Annotated in this window: 14 protein-coding genes; 3 read left to right on the top strand and 11 right to left on the bottom strand. The window is 66.8% G+C overall.

The annotated features are described in order from the left end of the window. Positions 1–40: 40 nt before the first annotated feature. Positions 41–1,828 (bottom strand): XVIPCD domain-containing protein, encoded by a 1,788-nt coding sequence (locus tag HBF26_RS17790; protein WP_167129385.1) that lies wholly within the window; start codon positions 1,826–1,828, stop codon positions 41–43. A gap of 27 nt (positions 1,829–1,855) precedes the next feature. Next, entirely contained in the window at positions 1,856–2,518 is a 663-nt protein-coding gene (locus HBF26_RS17785) for a lysozyme inhibitor LprI family protein (RefSeq protein ID WP_167129383.1), read from the bottom strand. Between the two features lie 250 nt (positions 2,519–2,768). Here HBF26_RS17785 and mutS point away from each other — a divergent pair, with 250 nt between their 5' ends. Continuing rightward, positions 2,769–5,354 (top strand): DNA mismatch repair protein MutS, encoded by a 2,586-nt coding sequence (gene mutS / locus HBF26_RS17780; RefSeq protein WP_240151413.1) that lies wholly within the window; start codon positions 2,769–2,771, stop codon positions 5,352–5,354. A gap of 166 nt (positions 5,355–5,520) precedes the next feature. Here the strand turns inward: mutS and hslR are convergent, their stop codons facing one another. The 4 genes from hslR to htpX form a co-directional block, all read right to left on the bottom strand. Beyond that, positions 5,521–5,919 (bottom strand): Hsp15 family ribosome-associated heat shock protein, encoded by a 399-nt coding sequence (gene hslR / locus HBF26_RS17775; protein WP_167129382.1) that lies wholly within the window; start codon positions 5,917–5,919, stop codon positions 5,521–5,523. Positions 5,920–6,010: 91 nt separating this feature from the next. Then, positions 6,011–6,916, bottom strand: a complete 906-nt coding sequence (locus HBF26_RS17770) for an AEC family transporter (protein ID WP_193569960.1) — start codon at positions 6,914–6,916, stop codon at positions 6,011–6,013. 150 nt (positions 6,917–7,066) lie between these two features. Continuing rightward, the gene (htpG, locus tag HBF26_RS17765) at positions 7,067–8,932 is read right to left on the bottom strand and encodes a molecular chaperone HtpG (protein ID WP_167129380.1); all 1,866 of its coding nucleotides are present in this window, start codon (positions 8,930–8,932) and stop codon (positions 7,067–7,069) included. A gap of 125 nt (positions 8,933–9,057) precedes the next feature. Beyond that, positions 9,058–9,948 (bottom strand): protease HtpX, encoded by an 891-nt coding sequence (gene htpX / locus HBF26_RS17760; protein WP_167129379.1) that lies wholly within the window; start codon positions 9,946–9,948, stop codon positions 9,058–9,060. Positions 9,949–10,141: 193 nt separating this feature from the next. Between htpX and gluQRS the strand changes: the two genes are divergently transcribed. Together gluQRS and phbB are read left to right on the top strand one after the other, a co-directional pair. After that, positions 10,142–11,026, top strand: coding sequence for a tRNA glutamyl-Q(34) synthetase GluQRS (gene gluQRS, locus HBF26_RS17755; RefSeq protein ID WP_167129378.1), 885 nt, complete (start codon positions 10,142–10,144; stop codon positions 11,024–11,026). A 55-nt stretch (positions 11,027–11,081) separates the two neighbouring features. Then, positions 11,082–11,822 carry an acetoacetyl-CoA reductase gene (phbB, locus tag HBF26_RS17750; protein WP_167129376.1) on the top strand — a complete coding sequence of 247 codons (741 nt, stop codon included), beginning with the start codon at positions 11,082–11,084 and terminating at the stop codon, positions 11,820–11,822. Between the two features lie 101 nt (positions 11,823–11,923). Here the strand turns inward: phbB and HBF26_RS17745 are convergent, their stop codons facing one another. The 5 genes from HBF26_RS17745 to HBF26_RS17725 form a co-directional block, all read right to left on the bottom strand. Continuing rightward, positions 11,924–13,033 (bottom strand): catalase family protein, encoded by a 1,110-nt coding sequence (locus tag HBF26_RS17745; RefSeq protein ID WP_167129375.1) that lies wholly within the window; start codon positions 13,031–13,033, stop codon positions 11,924–11,926. Between the two features lie 57 nt (positions 13,034–13,090). Then, positions 13,091–14,755, bottom strand: a complete 1,665-nt coding sequence (locus HBF26_RS17740; protein ID WP_167129374.1) for a ShlB/FhaC/HecB family hemolysin secretion/activation protein — start codon at positions 14,753–14,755, stop codon at positions 13,091–13,093. Positions 14,756–14,824: 69 nt separating this feature from the next. Further along, positions 14,825–16,312 (bottom strand): collagen-like triple helix repeat-containing protein, encoded by a 1,488-nt coding sequence (locus HBF26_RS17735; RefSeq protein ID WP_167129371.1) that lies wholly within the window; start codon positions 16,310–16,312, stop codon positions 14,825–14,827. A 286-nt stretch (positions 16,313–16,598) separates the two neighbouring features. Continuing rightward, a complete protein-coding gene (locus tag HBF26_RS17730; protein ID WP_193569959.1) occupies positions 16,599–16,904 on the bottom strand; it encodes an STAS domain-containing protein in 306 nt (101 codons plus the stop codon). 11 nt (positions 16,905–16,915) lie between these two features. Beyond that, positions 16,916–18,094: a methyl-accepting chemotaxis protein gene (locus tag HBF26_RS17725; protein WP_167129370.1), complete on the bottom strand. Its 1,179-nt coding sequence runs from the start codon at positions 18,092–18,094 to the stop codon at positions 16,916–16,918. Between the last annotated feature and the right edge of the window lie 4 nt (positions 18,095–18,098).

Genomic DNA, 18,098 nt, shown 5'->3' with positions numbered 1-18,098 from the left:
GAAGTCGAAGGAGCGCACCGAGGTGCGCTCCTTCGACGAATCAGCGATGCATCTCAGGCTGTTGTTGCTGCTGCTGTTGCGTATGCGAGGGCACCGGTTGCTGGGTCTGGGCCGGGGCCTGCTGCCACTCCGCACTGCTCTGGGCCACGGTCTTGCCCACCGACTGGCCCACATCCACTTCCGCGATCTGCTTGAACGGGGAGTTCAGTTCGCCCTGGACGGCATAGGCACGGCGCGCATCGTCGCTGAGCACCACGTGGTCCACGCGCGATAGCCCTTGCGCATGCGCTGCCACCGCCAGGGACGCGGCCAGGTTGCTGCTCATCTGGTCCGGAGTCCGTCCCTGCTGCGCATCCACGGCGTGTACGCCGTCCAGTGCCTGGCGATACATGGCATTGCCAGGATGGGAGGGACTGTCGAGTTCCGTGGCCGGCCGTTGCGAGGCCTGATTCAATGCCGCCATGGTCTTGGCTCCCGCAATGCCGTCGTCGCCGAGGCCGTGATCGCGCTGGAAGGCTTTCAATGCCGCGGTTGTATTTGCACCGAAGTCGTTGTCGGGACGCAGCGGCCGGCCATCGGCACCGTTGTAGCCAAGCTGCGCCAGCTGGCGTTGCAAGTCTCCCACCGCGGGCGCGTGATCGTGTTCCCGCAGCGTGCCCGGCCGTTGCACATGGTCGCCGGTGGCGTGATTCGGCGCCTGCGCCCGTACGTGCCCCGGATGGGTCACGTGCAGCAGACGCTCCTCGACACCGTTGCGGCGCACGTTCACGTCCAGCGTGCGATCGGCGTTCACGTGCGTGGACACGTCGCGGCTGTTCACCGCCTGCCATTGGCCATTGACGAGGGCCGCGCCGTGCCCGGAACGGTCCCAGGTAACGAGGTCGCGCCCTTCGGCGTAGAAACCTCGATGGTTGGCCGTCTGCGCATAGGAGCCGCCCTGCCCCAGCGCCTGCACCATGGCCCGTGAGTGCGCCGGGTCCGTGAATGCATCGCGAATGGCGGCGTACTCGTGTGGCAGGTTGGGATGCGTGGGATCGTTGCCAAGCTGGGTCGGATTCACCAGCGGATTGCTTACCACGTTGTCCCATGCTGGCCGCAGCGGATGATCGGGACCGGTGGCGCGCATATCGTTGAACAAGGCCGCACCGGCCAACGCGTGATCGCGCCCGTCGGTCACGTAATTCGGATAGCGGTCGATGGAGTGCCGCACATCGTCCACGCTGTGGTGCTGTCCATGCTGGAGCTCGCCGATCAAGCGATTTCCGTAGGTTTCGCTCTGGTTATAGAGCTTGGCCGTCATGGTAATGAGGCGGGCCTGATCCGCTTCCGACGCATGTCGGTACAGATCGGTCTGCTGCAACGGCGCAATGGCGTTCGTCATCAGCTTGTTCACCTGCGCGGTGTCGTGCCGGTGCACGAAATCCACGCCCGCCTCGCTCGCCATGAAGGCGTCGAGGTGCGACTTCACCGTGGCATCGAGCGGCCGGCCATGCTGCGCTTCGATCTGGTGACCGGTGCGCCCGAGGTCGGCAATGGTCTGGGTGCGCTGCGCAGGGGTGAGCGCCCAGTCCGGATGCGCCGTGCGTGCCCAGTTCTGGTAAGCGTCGGTCAGCTCCGTCGCGACTTCGGGATGTTGCCCCAGATCGGTCTGGAGCGTGCCGATGGAGAACCCGCTGTTGCCGATGGGATCCATCCGGGGATGGCCCTGGGCGTCATTGCGAATGTTGCCCGCGAAACTCAGCCGGTAGGCCACGTCGCCACCTTCGGAGCTCACGCCGATGGCGAAATAGGAAAGTGCACGTGCTTCGTTATCAGTCAATCCTGGCATGCTGTAACTCCTGGTTGATGGGCGCTGTTACATGTCGTCCTTGCACGTCGTGTCCAGCGGCGCCTTGCCGCCTTTCGCCACGCGTTCCAGCGAGACGTATTTCTCGTCGGCCCGATACCAGGCCAGCCGTTTGCCTTCCGGCGTCACGTATCCGTTCACGTCGCCGAAAGCGGGGCACACGGGATAACCGCCGCGCTCGGCTTCCTCGGCGCAAAACCGCATGTAGAGCTTGCCGTCGCGCCATTCGCCCTTGAAGCGGCCCGAGCTCCCCATGGACCGGGTGCCGTCCGCCCATGTGCCTTCAGGCGCTGCACCTTCCGGAATGTGCAGCTCTACCGCATGTCCGAGGTTGCAATCGGTTCGATATCCCCAGTCGCCCGCGACGGCCGATGCGCCCGCTTCCTTAACCCCTGCCCCTCGCGCACGCTTCTCCAGTTCGTCAGCCCGGAAGCTCGTCTGGGTCGTGGTGCAAGCGTTCTTGACGACCGTGCCGGGCTTGACGCCACACGCCTTGTCGCGACCGGCAATCCACTGGCGCTCTTCCTCGCGAAGGGCCTTCCGGCCTGCGTCGTCCAGCGATGCCGAGAGCTTCTTGTAGACGGCGTTCAGCCGCGCGTCCTGGGCGTCGTAGTCGTGCGAGCCGGCCTCCTGCGCCGCGACGCCCGTCGCGCATGCCAAGCCCACGGCCATGGCGGCCAGCCATCGCACCCGGGCGCTCGCCCGCGCCCTATCCATTCGCCTGCCGAGCATTGGAACTCCTGGTTCTGAACTGTACGGATACCCTCTCGCGGGACGGTAGCAGCCCCGCATGAGAAAAAAACGTGCAGGGGTCGCGCCTCGGGCATGGGAGGCAACCGGCGCGATACCCGACCCATCCGTTATCATGTCCGACCGGCGTGCCGCGGGTGGCACGCCTTCGGCATGGAACCCACGGAAAATCATGGCTTTGGCAGAAGACATCTCGGCCGCCGCGGGGCATACGCCCTTCATGCGCCAGTACCTGGCGGCAAAGGCGGAGCACCCGGACATCCTTCTGTTCTTCCGCATGGGCGACTTCTACGAGTTGTTCTATGACGACGCGCGCAAGGCCGCCCGCCTGCTCGACATCACCCTGACCCAGCGCGGCCAGTCCGCCGGGGCACCGATCCCGATGGCGGGCGTGCCGTACCACGCGGTGGAGAACTACCTGGGCCGCCTGGTGAAGCTGGGCGAATCGGTGGCACTGTGCGAGCAGATCGGCGATCCCGCCACGTCGAAAGGCCCCGTGAAGCGAGAGGTGGTGCGCATCGTCACCCCCGGCACGGTGACTGACGCGGCACTGATGGAAGAGCGCCGCGACAACCTGCTGCTTTCCATCGCGGCCGGCCCGAAGGGCTATGGTCTGGCCTGGGTCGATCTCTCCACCGGCCGCTTCCTCCTTACCGAAGTGGGTACAGCCGAAGGGCTGGCCGCCGAACTGGCGCGATTGCAGCCGGCGGAAACCCTGGTCGGGGAGGACGTGGCCTGGCCCAAGCTCGTTTCGTCGCTGCCCGGCCTGCGGAAGCGCCAGCCGTGGCATTTCGACGGCGACGCCGCCACGCGCGAGCTGTGCCGCTTCTTCAAGACGCGCGACCTCCTCGGGTTCGGCGTGGACGGCATGCCCCTGGCCATCGCCGCGGCGGGCTGTCTGCTCGGGTACGTGGAAGAGACCCAGAAAAGCGCTCTGCCCCATCTCACCGGCCTCGCCGTGGAGAACGCGGGCGAGACGATCGCCATGGACGCTTCGACGCGACGCAATCTGGAGATCGACACGCACCAGAGCGGCAACGTCGAGAACACCTTGCTTGGCGTGCTCGACGAAACGGTAACGCCGATGGGTGCGCGCCTGCTGCGCCGCTGGCTGAACCGGCCGTTGCGCGATCGCCAGGTGTTGCGCGGGCGCCACCAGGCGATCGGCAGCCTGATCGATGCGCGCCGCCATGTGAGCCTGCGCGAGCGACTGCGCGGTGTGGGCGACCTAGAGCGCATCCTTGCACGCGTGGCCTTGCGTTCGGCACGTCCGCGCGACCTTTCCACGCTGCGCGACGGCCTGGCCGCCGCACCCGGCCTGCGCGAGGACATCGATGGCCTCGACAGCCCGCTGATCCATGCGCTCGTGGAGCGCATCGGCGATCACGCGGAAACCGCGGCGCTGCTTGCCGCCGCCATCGTCCCGCAGCCGCCCGTGCTGCTGCGCGATGGCGGCGTGCTCGCCGAGGGCTACGACGACGAACTGGACGAACTGCGCCGCCTGTCCACGAACGCGGACCAGTTCCTCGTGGACATGGAGGAACGCGAGAAAGCCGCGAGCGGCATTCCCACGCTGAAGGTCGGCTACAACCGCGTACACGGTTATTACATCGAGATCACCAAGGCCCAGGCCGACAAGGCACCGCAGCACTACACGCGCCGGCAGACGACGAAGAATGCCGAGCGATACATCACGGAAGAATTGAAGCAGTTCGAAGACAAGGTGCTTTCCGCCAAGGAGCGTTCGCTGATGCGCGAACGCGCACTGTACGAACTGCTGCTGGATAAACTGATCGAGCGCTTGCCGGAACTCAAGGTCGCCGCGGCTGCCATGGCGGAGCTCGACGTCCTGGCGAACCTCGCCGACCGCGCGGAAGCGCTGGACTGGACAGCGCCGCAGCTCACCGACGTACCGGGCATTCATATCGAACGCGGGCGCCATCCGGTCGTCGAGAAGGTTCGCGACGAACCCTTCGAACCGAACGACCTCGTGCTGGATAAAGGCCGACGGATGCTGGTGATCACCGGCCCGAACATGGGCGGTAAGTCCACCTACATGCGGCAGAACGCATTGATCGTGCTGCTGGCGCATATCGGCAGCTACGTGCCGGCGTCCTCAGCCACCATCGGGCCGATCGATCGCATCTTCACCCGCATCGGTGCGGGGGACGACCTCTCGCGGGGCCAGTCGACCTTCATGGTCGAGATGAGTGAAACGGCCAACATCCTGCACAACGCCACGGATTGCAGCCTGGTGCTCATGGACGAAGTGGGCCGCGGCACGAGCACCTACGACGGCTTGTCGCTGGCGCGCGCCGCCGCGGTGCACCTTGCCGCCACGAGTTGCGCGTTCACGCTTTTCGCCACGCACTACTTCGAACTGACCGAGCTGGCGGGCGAGTTCCGCACCATTGCGAACGTGCACCTCGACGCCGTGGAATATGGCGAGCAGCTGGTCTTCATGCACACGGTGAAGGACGGCCCGGCGAATCGCAGTTTCGGCCTGCAGGTGGCCGCCCTGGCCGGCTTGCCGAAGAGCGTCATCGCCGATGCGCGTCGTTACCTGTCCGCGCTGGAGCAGGGGCACGAAGTGACGGCCGCGGTGGCGGCACCGCCAGCGGCCGCGCCGCAGATGGGACTGTTCGCACCCCCGCTGCCGTCGCCGGTGGAGGAAGCGTTGCGTGCCCTGGACCCCGACGATCTGGCACCGCGCGAGGCGCTGGAGCAGTTGTACAAGCTGCGGAAGATGCTTCGCTGACCGCAATCCCGTAGGAGCCGCTATAGCGGCGATGGGTGCTGGCGACGACTTCCCACAAGCAAGCTTTGTGTGGGAGCCGCTTCAGCGGCGATGGGTGCTCGCGGCAAGCGTGCCCGCTGCCGCGGGATCGCCGGCATAGCCGGCTCCCACAGAAAGCGCTCGGAGCCTACAACGTCTTCTTCAAGTCCTGGATCAGGCGGCGGTCGCGCTTGTCCGGCCGTGCATCGGGACGCAGCAGCGCTCCGCCGGTCAGGCGGCGATCTTCGCGGCGACGCTCGCGCTCAGCCACGCTTTCTTCGGTTTCGCTGTAGAGCTTCCGTGCTTCCGGCGCCGGCCCGCGTTTTTCCGACAGCGCCACGACCACGCAGGCGATCCGCTCTTCACCGCGGGTGATGCGGAAGGTATCGCCCACGTGCACCGGCTTGGCCGGTTTGCAGGCGGCGTCGTTCAACTCCACCTTGCCGCCGTCGATCGCCTGCTTCGCGAGGCTGCGGGTCTTGAAGAAGCGGGCGGCCCAAAGCCATACGTCGGCACGGACGCCGGCATTAGTCGATGAATCGGTCATGGTGTGAAGGATAAGGTCGGCAGAGGGGATTCCAAGGATGGGGAAGCCCTGAACACGCAATCGCAAACGCCATGACGTGTTCTGAGCATCCCTAGCCGGCGGGCAGGAACAGATTACCCAGGGGAATCGTCACGAGCGACAGGAGGATGCCGGCACCGAGCACGGTATTGGCAAGTTGCGGCTCGAGTTCGTATTGATCCGCGAGGATGGCCGCCGAGATCATGGGCGCCATGGCCGCCTGCAGCACGCCCACCGTGAGCGTCAGGCCTGACACGCCTGCCGCTACCCCCAGGCCCAGCACAAGCAGTGGCGCCAGGAGCAGCTTCCAGCCCAGCCCGGCCACCAGCGCGCCCATCTGCTCGCGGCGCAAGTGCAAGCGAAACTGCAGTCCCACCGAGAAAAGCGCCAGCGGCGTGAGCGTCTGGCCGATCTGCAGCAGCGGCGTTTCGAGCGCCGCCGGCAGACCGCCCGCCATGCCGATGACGATACCCACCAGCAAGGCGATGAAAGCCGGAAACGTGAGGAGCCGCCGCACGATGGTAGATGCGCTGGCGCCCCGCCCCGAATAAAGCGAGGCCACCACGATGCCTCCGGCCGCGAGCATCGGGAAGCATCCCAATTGATCGGCGATCACGGCCACGGAAAGGCCGGCCTTTCCGTGAAGTGCCTCGACCAGCGGGTACCCCATGAAGGACGTGTTGCCCAGGCCGCAGACCAGCGTGAGACAGCCGATGCGCCGTGGCGACCATCCGAGGGCCTTCCCCATGGCGGCGAACAGCGCCCACGCGCCAAGGAAGGTCACGTACATGCCCACGACCGGAAACCACAGGCGGGTGTCGATCGTGACGTGTGGCACCAGCGCCAGCACCAGCGCGGGCAAGGCGATGTTCAGCACCCACCAGTTGATGCCCGGAACGATGCCTTCCGGAAGGGGCGCGTAACGGCGGCAGAGAATGCCGAGGGCGAGGCAGAGGAAGAGGATGAGCAGCGCGGACATTGCGCGGACGATAGCAGCGTGCGTAATGAAGCGTCACGCGCCCATGCGGGCATTAGGCACTGGGCCCCTGCTTTCGCAGGGGCGACGGCGGGTCCATCGGGTGCCGCATGCCGTCGTTCCCGCGAAGGCGGGAACCCAGCGCCTTGTGCGTCAGCCCAGCAGCACCCGGTTCATGCGCTGCACGAACCCGGCCGGATCGGCCAGTTGCGCACCCGCGGTGATTTCCGCCTGTTCGAACAGCAGGCCGGCCAGGTCAGCCGCCTTCGCGTCGTCGGTCTCGCTCGCCAGACGCTTCACCAACGGGTGGTCCGGGTTGAGTTCGAGCACCGGCTTCGCGTCCGGCACGTCCTGCCCCGCTTCGCGCAACAGGCGAGCGAGGTGTGGCGCCAGATCGAAGTCGGCCAGCGCCAGGCACGACGGCGAATCGGTGAGGCGGGCCGAAACGCGAACCTCCTTGACGCGATCGCCGAGCAACGTCTTCGTGCGTTCGAGCAGCGGCTTCGCCGCCTCGGCCGCCGCTTCCTGCTTCGCCTTGTCGGCCTCGTCCAGCGGGAATTCGCCCTTGGCGACATTGCGCAACCGCTTGCCGCCGTATTCGGTGAGGTAACCGAGCATCCACTCGTCCACCCGGTCGGACATCAGCAGCACTTCGATGTCCTTGGCCTTCAACGCTTCCAGTTGCGGGCTGCCGGCGGCCGCGGCGTAGCTGTCGGCCGTGACGTACCAGATGGTGTCCTGCCCGACCGCCATGCGCCCGATGTAGTCATCGAGCGAGACCGTTTTCGCCGGGCCGTCGCCCTTCGTGGAGGCGAAGCGCAGAAGCTTGGCGATGCGCTCGCGATTGGCCGTGTCCTCGACGATGCCTTCCTTCAGCGTGTTGCCGAAACCGGTGAGGAAGGTCGCGAACTTTTCCGGCTCGTCGCGTGCAATGCGCTCGAGCAGGTCGAGCACGCCCTTCACGCAGCGCGCCTTGATCTGCTCCAGTTGGCGGTTGTGCTGGAGGATTTCGCGGCTGACGTTCAGCGGCAGATCGTCGGCATCCACCACGCCACGCACGAAGCGCAGGTAGTTCGGCAGCAGCTCTTCGGCGGCGTCCATGATGAAGACGCGCTTGATGTAGAGCTTCAGGCCCTTGCGCTCGTCACGGCCGCCCATCATCAGGTCGAAGGGCGGCTGCTCGGGCACGTAGAGCAGCGTCGTGAAGCTCTGGTTGCCCTCGACCCGATTGTGCGTCCAGGCCAGCGCGTCGTTGAAATCGTGGCCCAGCGCCTTGTAGAAGTTCTGGTATTCCTCGTCGGTGATCTCGCTCTTGGCGCGCGACCACAGTGCCGATGCGGAGTTGACCGTGGTCCACTCCGTCGGATCCGGCTTGCCGTCCTTTTCGGCGGGCATGCGGATCGGGAATGCGACGTGGTCGGAGTACTTCGTGATGGCGCCGCGCAGCGTCCACGGCTTGAGGAATTCGTCCTCGTCGGCCTTCAGGTGCAGCACCACCGTGGTGCCGCGCTCGCTGACGTTGGTGTCCTCCAGCGTGTATTCGCCCTTGCCGTCGCTTTCCCAGCGCACGCCGGCCACGGCGGGCTGGCCGGCACGGCGGGTGATCACGGTGACCTTGTCGGCGACGACGAAGGCCGAGTAGAAGCCCACGCCGAACTGGCCGATGAGGCGGGCGTCGGCCTTCTGTTCGCCGGAGAGCGCCTCGAGGTAGCGGCGCGTCCCCGAGCTGGCGATGGTGCCGATGTTGGCGACCACTTCCTCCCGGCTCATGCCGATGCCGTTGTCGCGCACGCTGATGGTCCGCGCGTCCGGATCCCACGTGACCTGGATGCGCAGATCCGCATCGCCGTCGGTCAGGGAGGGATCGGCCAGCGCTTCGAAACGCAGCTTGTCGCAGGCGTCGGAGGCGTTGGAGATCAGCTCGCGCAGGAAGATTTCCTTGTGCGAGTAGAGGGAATGGGTCACCAGGTGGAGTACCTGGGCGACCTCGGCTTCGAACTTACGGGTTTCCTGGCTCACGGTGCCGTTCCTTCAGGGTGGGACAGGCCCCGGAGTATGGGGATTGGCTCAAGACGAAAAAAGGCCCCGGCGGGTGGCCGGGGCCCTTAGGAAGGTGAGGGACCCTGCGTTTCGCAGGGTCGCCCTCAGCGTGCGGCCTGAAGGGCGGCGATGCGCTCCTCGATGGGCGGGTGGCTCATGAAGAGGCGCTTCAGACCCGTGGCCAGGTGACCGGAGATGCCGAACGCCTGGATCGACTGCGGCAGCGACGTGTCGCCGTGGTTGCCGGACAGGCGCTGCAGGGCCGAGATCATCGAGCCCCGGCCGGCCAGCTGGGCGCCCGCGGCGTCGGCGCGGAACTCGCGCCAGCGCGAGAACCACATGACGATCATGGAGGCGAACAGGCCGAACACGATCTGCAGCACCATCACCACGACGAAATAGCCGATGCCGCCCTCGCCGTCGCGCTCGCGACCGCCGCTCAGCCAGCTGTCCACCACCCGGCCCACGATGCGGGCCAGCACGATCACCAGGGTGTTGAGCACGCCCTGGATCAGGGTCAGCGTGACCATGTCGCCGTTGGCGACGTGGCCGATCTCGTGGCCCAGCACGGCGGACACCTGTTCCCGGTCCATCTGCTGGAGCAGACCCGTGCTGACCGCCACCAGGGCGTTGTTGCGCGTCATGCCGGTGGCGAAGGCGTTCATCTCGGGCGCGTCGTAGACGGCCACCTCCGGCATGCCGATGCCCGCCTTCTCGGCATGGCGGCGCACGGTCTCGAGCAGCCAGCGCTCGGACTCGTTGCGCGGCTCGGTGATTACCTTGGCGCCGGTGGACATCTTCGCGGTCCACTTCGAGATGGCCAGCGAGATGAAGGCGCCGCCCATGCCGAAGACCGAGGCGAAAACGATGAGGCCCCCGATGCCCATGCCGCGCTGCGCGGCCCACTGGTCGATGCCGAGAACGTGCACGACGCAGGTAAGCAGGAATATGACGGCCAGGTTGGTGGCGACGAACAGGGCGATGCGTTTGAACATGATCTGTCTCTCTCATGGCGGCTGGCGATGGCGCCGCCTGGTGCAAGTTTTCGGGGCGAAGGGTTAACGATTCAATGCCGGAAGCCGTTACCGGGCGCGGGGCGCAGGTTCCGTGCGGTTCTGCGCCGAAGGCTTCGCCTACACTTGTCCGCCTCCGGCTTCAGCAAGCATGAGAAACGTCTCAATCCTTCCCATGACGACCAGGCCACGCTACCGCGGACGCTTCGCGCCCTCGCCCACCGGCGCCCTCCACTTCGGCTCCCTCGTGGCCGCGGTGGGAAGCTGGCTGGTGGCGCGGCATGCCGGAGGCGAATGGCTCGTGCGCATCGAAGACATCGACCCGCCCCGGGAGGTTCCCGGGTCGGCGGCGTCCATCCTGGCTACCCTGTATGCCTTTGGCTTGTCGGCGGACGCGCCGCCGGTCTACCAGTCGCAGCGGCAACCCCTTTACGCCGCGGCCTTCGAGCGCCTGCGGAACGAGGGCCGGCTCTTTCCGTGCTGGTGCAGCCGCACCGACCTGGCCGCCGCGGGGGGCTTCCATCGCGACGGCCTCTGCGTAGCGCCGCCCGATCCGTCCCGACCGCCCGCATGGCGCCTGCTCACGCCGGACCTCACCCTCCGCTGGACCGACGACCTGCAAGGCCCACAGGCCGAGAACCTCCGCGAGGCCGCGGGAGACTTCGTGATCCGGCGTGTGGAGGGGCTCTGGTCCTATCAGCTGGCCTGCGTGGTCGACGACGCCGACCAGGGCGTTACCCACGTCGTGAGGGGGGCCGACCTGCTCGATTCCACCGCCAGGCAGATCCACCTGCAGCACCTGCTCGGACTGCCCACCCCGGGATACCTCCACCTTCCGCTGGTGCTCGACGCCGAGGGGCGGAAGCTCTCCAAATCCACGGCCGCCCTGCCCGTCGACGCCCACGATCCCCTGCCCGCATTGCGCGCGGCGCTCGACCGGCTGGGGGTGACGGCGCAGTCCGCCGCGACCACGCCCGACGGGCTTCTTCGTGACGCGCTGCTCGCGTTCAAGCCTGCGTCGCTTCGCCGCAGTAGTCTTGGCGCCGCGGCGACGCTATAAGAATCGTTTGCCCGGCGACGGGCCACCACGGGATTGCGCGAGGATGAAGCAAGGCATGACGCAGCGAACGGCACTGGTGACCGGCGGCACGGGCGGCATCGGAACGGCGATCGTGCGCTACCTTGCCCGCCAGGGCCACCGGGTCGCCACCAATTTCCGCGACGAAGCCCGGGCGGCCGCGTGGCGCGAAGACATGATCCGCGACGGCATCGACGTCGTGATGGTGCCGGGCGACGTCTCCGATCCCGTCTCGGCGGAGACAATGGTGCGCGCGGTGGAAGACCTGGCCGGGCCCGTCGAGATCCTGGTGAACAACGCCGGCATCACCCGCGACACCACCTTCCACAAGATGGACTACCAGCAGTGGACCGAGGTGGTGAACACCAACCTCAACGCCTGCTTCAACGTCACCCGCCCGGTGATCGAGGGCATGCGCTCCCGACAGTGGGGGCGCATCGTCCAGATCAGTTCGATCAACGGTCAGAAGGGCCAGTATGGCCAGGCCAACTACGCCGCGGCGAAAGCCGGCGTGCACGGCTTCACCATCTCGCTGGCGCAGGAGAACGCGCGCTTCGGCATCACGGTGAACACCGTCTCGCCCGGTTACGTCGGCACCGATCTGGTCATGGCCGTCCCCGAGGACATCCGCGCAAAGATCATCGCGCAGATCCCGGTCGGCCGCCTCGGCAGACCCGAAGAGATCGCGCATGCCGTCGCGTTCCTCACCTCGGAGGATTCCAGCTGGATCACCGGCTCCAACCTCGCGATCAACGGCGGCCACTACATGGGGTGGTAGGAGCGCACTGTGGGAGCCGGCTATGCCGGCGATCCCGCGGCAACGGGCAAGTCTGCCGCGAGCAGCCATCGCCGCTGAAGCGGCTCCCACAAAGGGCGCTCCTAAGTCAGATCCAGCTCCGTTATGGAACGCGGCTCGCTGATAACGACGTTGTTGTGGTGCGCGCGAAACTTCGCCATCACCTTGTAGGCCACGCGACGCGCGCGCATCACGGAGCCGAGCGGCCGATGCGCGGCCAGCCCGTGCCAGGGACTGAAGGCCATGCCGTCGTCGATGGCAGCGCGGCGCGCGGCGTTCCACGCAGGCTGCGGCGGCACGACGATACGGGCAACGTCGATGTAAGGACTCTTCTCCTCCGGCCAACGCACCGAGGCGTCCTCGATCGGCATCGTGTCCAGGTCCGTGCAGAACTGCACGCGCAGATCCCACTCACCGCCCTGCTCGGCGAAATGGTTCACCATCGCTTCGCGCAAGCCATTCGGCTTGCCGTTGACGTTGAGTTCGGCATCGGTGAGCGCCGTGAGGTTCGGCGACCGCGGCGCCACGGATACCTTCACCACGTACTCGCCGAAACGGATGGGTGCCTGGCTGTAATAGGTGTCGCCGAGCGGATGCGTTTCGGGCTGGCCGCCAAGGCTGAGAAGCGTCGCGCTCTTGCCTCCGAATGCTTCGATAACGCGTTCCGTGCCACGAAGCACGGCCGACAGCGCTTTCTTCGCGCCTTCCGCACGATCGGTCGTCGCGGCCACCAGTTTCAGTGATGCCGAAAAGCGCTTCGCGTTAGGCGTGGAGAACACCGGCCCGTTCACCAGCACGAAATCCTGCGTGAGGTCGCCGTCGCTGCCGGGGAGCCGTTCGCCCTCCACGCCGATGATTTTCAGGGCCATGCCGCGCGGGGTCGACACGCTGTCGTCCAGCAGGTCGCCCGGAACGGTGGACATGCGCATCACCAGGGGATAAGTCCCAGGACGCGCGAACAATCCTTGCGCCAACTCCCGAGGCAGGTCGTCGGGCACGATCAACTCGCCGGTCAACAGCGCGTGGCTCTTCGCATGCACCGAGCGGTGGGCATGCTTTTCGTGCTCCAGGGTGGTCTGGTTGATCCGCGTGAGTGTCTCGATCAGCTGCTCCGCCGTCTCGGCCTCGTCGGGCTCCACATGTTCCAGGGACTCGTCGAAGCGGATCGGCGGGGGGACCAGGGACAGGGGCATGACAGGGCTCGGTGCTTGCGGTCGCAAGATGTTGCCGCCGAGTCCGTGAAGGACGGGTCACATGAGTTTGTAGCTGAACGTAAGGTTCCAGCGCATGTCGCGATCCTTGCTTTCGGGTGGTTTGTCGGCCGTCGGCCAGGCCAGCGCGAAGTCGATCGCATAGTGCTTCTTGTCAGAAGCGCGCACACCGACCACCGCCGAGTCCAGTCGATCGACGAAGGGCCGCGCGCCGTTCAGATACACGCGTGCCGCTTGATAGGCCACATACGGCGTCACAGAGTCGATCCACCCCGCACCCGGTGCGAAGGCACGGTTCAGTTCCCCCGAGGCGGCCCAGCCACTGTCCCCCGCCGCGTCGCCAGGATCGTAGGCGAGCGCGAAATTCTGTCCGCCAAAGTTGATCTGCTCCGTCGACGGCAAGGCGTCGTGGCTGTACTGGCCCGTGGCTCGCAGTACCGTTCCGAGCTTGTGCGCCCACTGCCGCGACCAGCTCGCGTTCGCCGTGTAACGGGTGAATGCCAGGTCGGGCATCGCCAGGCCCACCGCACCAACGTTGCTCACGACGCGCGAGTACGCGCCCAGTCCGCCGAAGCCATGTGCCAGCGCAAAAGCGAACTGGAGTGTGTGCCCGGCCTCCACGCTCAGCGAAGACAGCTCCGCGTTGAGTACACGCACACTGGAACGCAGGGCAATAGACGCGCCCGTATCCACGTTCCGGTATCTGTCGTCCTGGCGGGAGGCATAGGCGCCCATCGCCAGGTTCACCCTCCGCGTGTTGGCGAGCACCAGCGGATACAGCGCCGTCAGCGCCAGCCGGTCCTGCTCGAGCCTGTGGTCGAGGTACGACGACAATTGCTCGTCGGTATCGGGCTGCCCCCAGTAGCGGCTCGCGTCCACCTTGGCCTGCCACCCGCGGGAGCCGATGGGCTGCACATAGGCCGCGGAATAGAAGCGCTGCCCTCCGCCGTTGGGGAACAGCGTCGACACGCTCAGCTGTTCGCCCAAGGGCGAGAGACCATTCTCGATGAGGGAAAACACGCCCTGCGTTCCCGGATGATTGAAATCGAGCCCGTAACTCATGTCGTAGCGCTGTCGCGACACGTCGAGATCCAACCGGGTGGCACCGTCCGTCGTTGTGGGCGGTGGCACGTTCGCCGCCACCTTCAGACCGGGCAGGAGTCCGAGTAATTGGGTGTAGCGCTCGAAGGTGGCCTGACGCAACGGCCGTTCGCCGACGATGTGGGCCGCCATTGCCTTGATGCGCGGTTCGAGGTTGCCGGCGTCGCCGCGTATCGCCACGTTCGCGACGTATCCTTCCACCACCTGGATCTTCACGATGCCGCCGGCGAGCGTCTGATTGGGAACGAATGCGAAGGACAGCGCGTAACCGCGGGCCTTGTACATGGCGGTGACGCGATCGGCCGCGGCGACCAGATCGCGAACCGTCGATTCCATTCCACGCATGGGCGCGAAGATGGCCGCGACGTCGGCGAAGGGAATGGACTTCACCCCTACCACATCGAAACGCGAGGGCGTCACACGGGTAGCCAGCAAGGCTTCGAGTGCGGGGTTCGGCGCCTTCACGTTCACGGTCACCGACGGCGCCTGCCGAGGTGTCTCGGCGCGCGGAAGGGTCTGTAGCGGGTTGGCTGGCGCACGAACCTGCGCCGGGGTGGAACACACGACGGTCATGCCCAGAAGGCACCCGAGCCATCGATTCATGAACTCTCCTTGGGGGTGGCGCGGATATCGCGAAGGCGGCGCGCGTGCGCCGCCTTCGCCTTGGCCGCCTTAGCGGCGCGAACCAAACAGGCCCTTGAGTGGCCGGTTGTCCGCTTCGGTCGTGCCGCCCGTGATGCCGCCGACGAGCCCGCCGACGACTCCACCCACGGTGTTGGTCACGCCGCCGACGACGCCGGCGATGCCCGGACTACCGGAGCCAGCGGTACCACCGGTTCCGGTGGCACCGGCCACACCGTTGACCACGGTGCTGGCGGCGCCCGTCACGCCCGACAGTGCCCCACCCGAACCGACGGCCGCCGTCGCGCCGTTGCCGATGCCGCTCACGGTATTGCCCACGGCGGACGTCAACGGCGAAAGCGGTGCCAGAGGCCCGGATCCCACCGCCGTCACGGTGCTGCCGAGCGCTGCCACGGTCGTCGTCGCGCCGGCGAGGGTGGCACCGACGGTATCTCCCGCACCCGGCCCGGCACTACCGAGGCCGCTGTGCAGGCCCGTGCTCAGCGGCGCAAGCGCGTTGCCCGCGTTCTGCACCGTCGTACCAAGCGACGCCGTGAGATTGCCCGCCCCACCCGGCACCGAGGCACCGGCAATGTTGGCGCCGAGACCGGCAACCGCCGCGCTGCCGCCACCCGCGAGGCTGCCTGCCGCATTGCCCGCAGCAGCCACCAGGTTGCCGGACGCGATGGGCGAGGTGCTGTCACCGAGCGCGCCTGCCAAAGGCGAGACGACGTCGCTTACGGCCTGGGTCAAGCTGTCGGCGGTGGAGGATTCCAAGGCACCGTCGAGCCGCGCGCCGATCTGCTCCACACCGCTGCCTACGAGCGACACGGTCGTTCCCACGGCAGCCGTGATGGGTGTGATGGGCGTTCCCGCACCGACGGTGCTGACGCCGCCACCCAGATCGTTCACCGCCCCGCCCACCTGCGTCACCACGTTGCCCAGGCTGTCCGTGGTCGTGCCCACAGGGTTGGCGATGTTGCCCGTCTGACCAAGCCCGTCGCTGAGACCATCGCCAAGCGTCGTGATGGCGTTGCCCAGACCGTCGACGGCACTGCCCGCGCCTTCGGCGAGACCGCTCGTGCCGCCGAGTACCGTCGTGGCCGGCAGTTGCGCGCCCACGCCGGACACCGCGCCGCCGACGGCGGAGATGATGTTGCCGGCACCGGTGGTCACGGCTCCGACGGCGTTGCTGGGCGCGGGCGTACCGCCGCCGGTGCCTCCGCCGCCGTTGTCGCCCCCGCCGTTGTCGCCGCCACCCGCGCCGCCGCCTCCGCTACCGCCCCCCGTACCGCCGGTGCCACCTGTTCCACCCGAGCCTCCGCCCGTGCCGCCGGTGCCTCCCCCCGTACCGCCGTCGCCCGCGCCGCCCCCGCCGCCGGTATCGCCGGCTCCACCCGGCTGGACCGTGCCGCCCGAACCGCCGCCCGAGCGGGTGGATCCGTGACCACTGCATGCCGTGACCGATACCGCGGCAGCTGCGATGCATGTAGCAAGCAACGTGCGCGTAAGGATTCTTCCGAACTGCTGTTCGCTCATGATGAACACTCCTCCGACGATGCCCTCTGGGCAAAGCCCCCTGCCAGTGGGAGCGAATCCTTGGACGTGACCCACGTCACATCCACGGTTTCATGAGACGCGGAGACCGCAGTTTGCGTTACGCAGAACCGGCAAATTGGATTCCTGACGACACGCAGTTTCGGCAGGATGTCAAAGGCATGTCAAAAGTGCGCCGACCTCGCATAAGGCTGACGATGCCGCGCAAAAAAAAAACGCCCCGGTAATCCGAGGCGTTCCGTGAAACCGTATCGGTCGAAGTGCCGTATCAGTGCACGGTGAAGAGCTTGTCGAAACCGGCGATGCGCAGCGTGTTGCGCAGATCGGCGCTGGCGTTGACGATGCGTATTTCCGCGCGGTCGCCGCCGGCATGTTCGCGCAGCAGCATCAGCATGCCGAGGGCGGAACTGTCCATGCCCACGACCTGCTCGAGGTCGAGCACGTAGCTGCGCGCCGGCGGAATGTCACCGAGGCAGGCATCGTGGAAGGCGCGATGGATGGAGAAATCGAAGCGGTCGCCCAGGTGCAGTGTGAGGCAACCCTGTTCCGAATCGTGGTGGACGTTGATAGGCATGGACGTTTTCCTCAGAACAGGTCGATGTCGCCGGCAGCCATCGACTGCTGCAGGGCGGGACCACGCGAGCGCAGGCGGGCCCGCTCGCGCTGCTCGGCCAGACGGGAGCGCACGCGCTGGGCGCGGGCACCCAGTTCGGCCGCATCAGCGGGCACGCAGGCCAGCTCTTCGATGTCGCGCGTGCAGTCGGCGGTGATTTCCTGAAGCTCGACGAGGCGCGAGCGGGTCTGATGCAGCAACTGGCTCAGGATGTCCTCGAACTGCAGCGACCGGATCGTGGTGGACACGTCATTGCCCAGGCCGCGATTGATGGATGCCGCCTCATCGGCCGCCGCGCTGGTGCGCGCGTTCGATTCGGTGATCGTCGCCATCATCTCGTCGATGCCGCCCTTGGTGGAGAGCGCCACGTTCATGTCCTGCGAGGCCATGTGGCCAACGAGTTCGCGTAGCTGTTCCATGGCGGTGCGCGAGCGCTCCACGTGCGTGCCGATCTTCTCGTTGAACTGGTTGCTGTGCTGGGCCAGGTTGCGGATCTCGCCCGCCACTACCGCGAAGCCTCGGCCGGATTCGCCGGCGCGCGCCGCTTCGATCGCCGCGTTGAGGGCCAGGAGGTTGGTTTCCTCGGCGATGGTGTTCACGTTCTTCAGCAGCGCGAACACGGCATCCATTTCCTTCGCCATGCCGTCGATGCGGTACACGATGCGCAGGCTTTCGCGCGAGAGCTGCACGATCAGGCCGACGAAGTGCTCCAGCAGGCTGGCCGTGCGGTCCGCGAAGTCCTGAACCGAAATGCCCTTGCCACCGGCCTCGATGATCTCGCTCAGCAGTTTCTGCTGCTTGCCGGTCTTGTGCGACAGGCCGTTGAAGCCGCCACCGAGTTCGGCGACGGCATCGCGCAGCAGATCCAGCGCCTGGTTGAGCTCGCGGCTGGCATGTCCCAGCTCGTCGACGATGGCGCTGCGAACGTCTTCCATCGCCTCGCGCACCGATGCTTCGTCGCTGGTCGTGGAGTTGACGACCACTTCCACCTCGGGCAACGGCGCGGGACGCAAGCTGATCGCGATCCAGGTCGCCGTCAGCAGGGCCACGACGACCGGGGCGACCCAGGCCGAGTGGAACACCAGCACCAGCACCAGCGCGATGGCGCTGGCAGCGAAGCCGACGATGCGTTCGTTTTTGGGGATCAGCATGATG

The organism is Luteibacter jiangsuensis, from assembly GCF_011742555.1.
In the GTDB taxonomy this organism is placed as follows: Bacteria; Pseudomonadota; Gammaproteobacteria; order Xanthomonadales; family Rhodanobacteraceae; genus Luteibacter; species Luteibacter jiangsuensis.
This window is presented reverse-complemented; position numbering and strand designations above follow the sequence as displayed.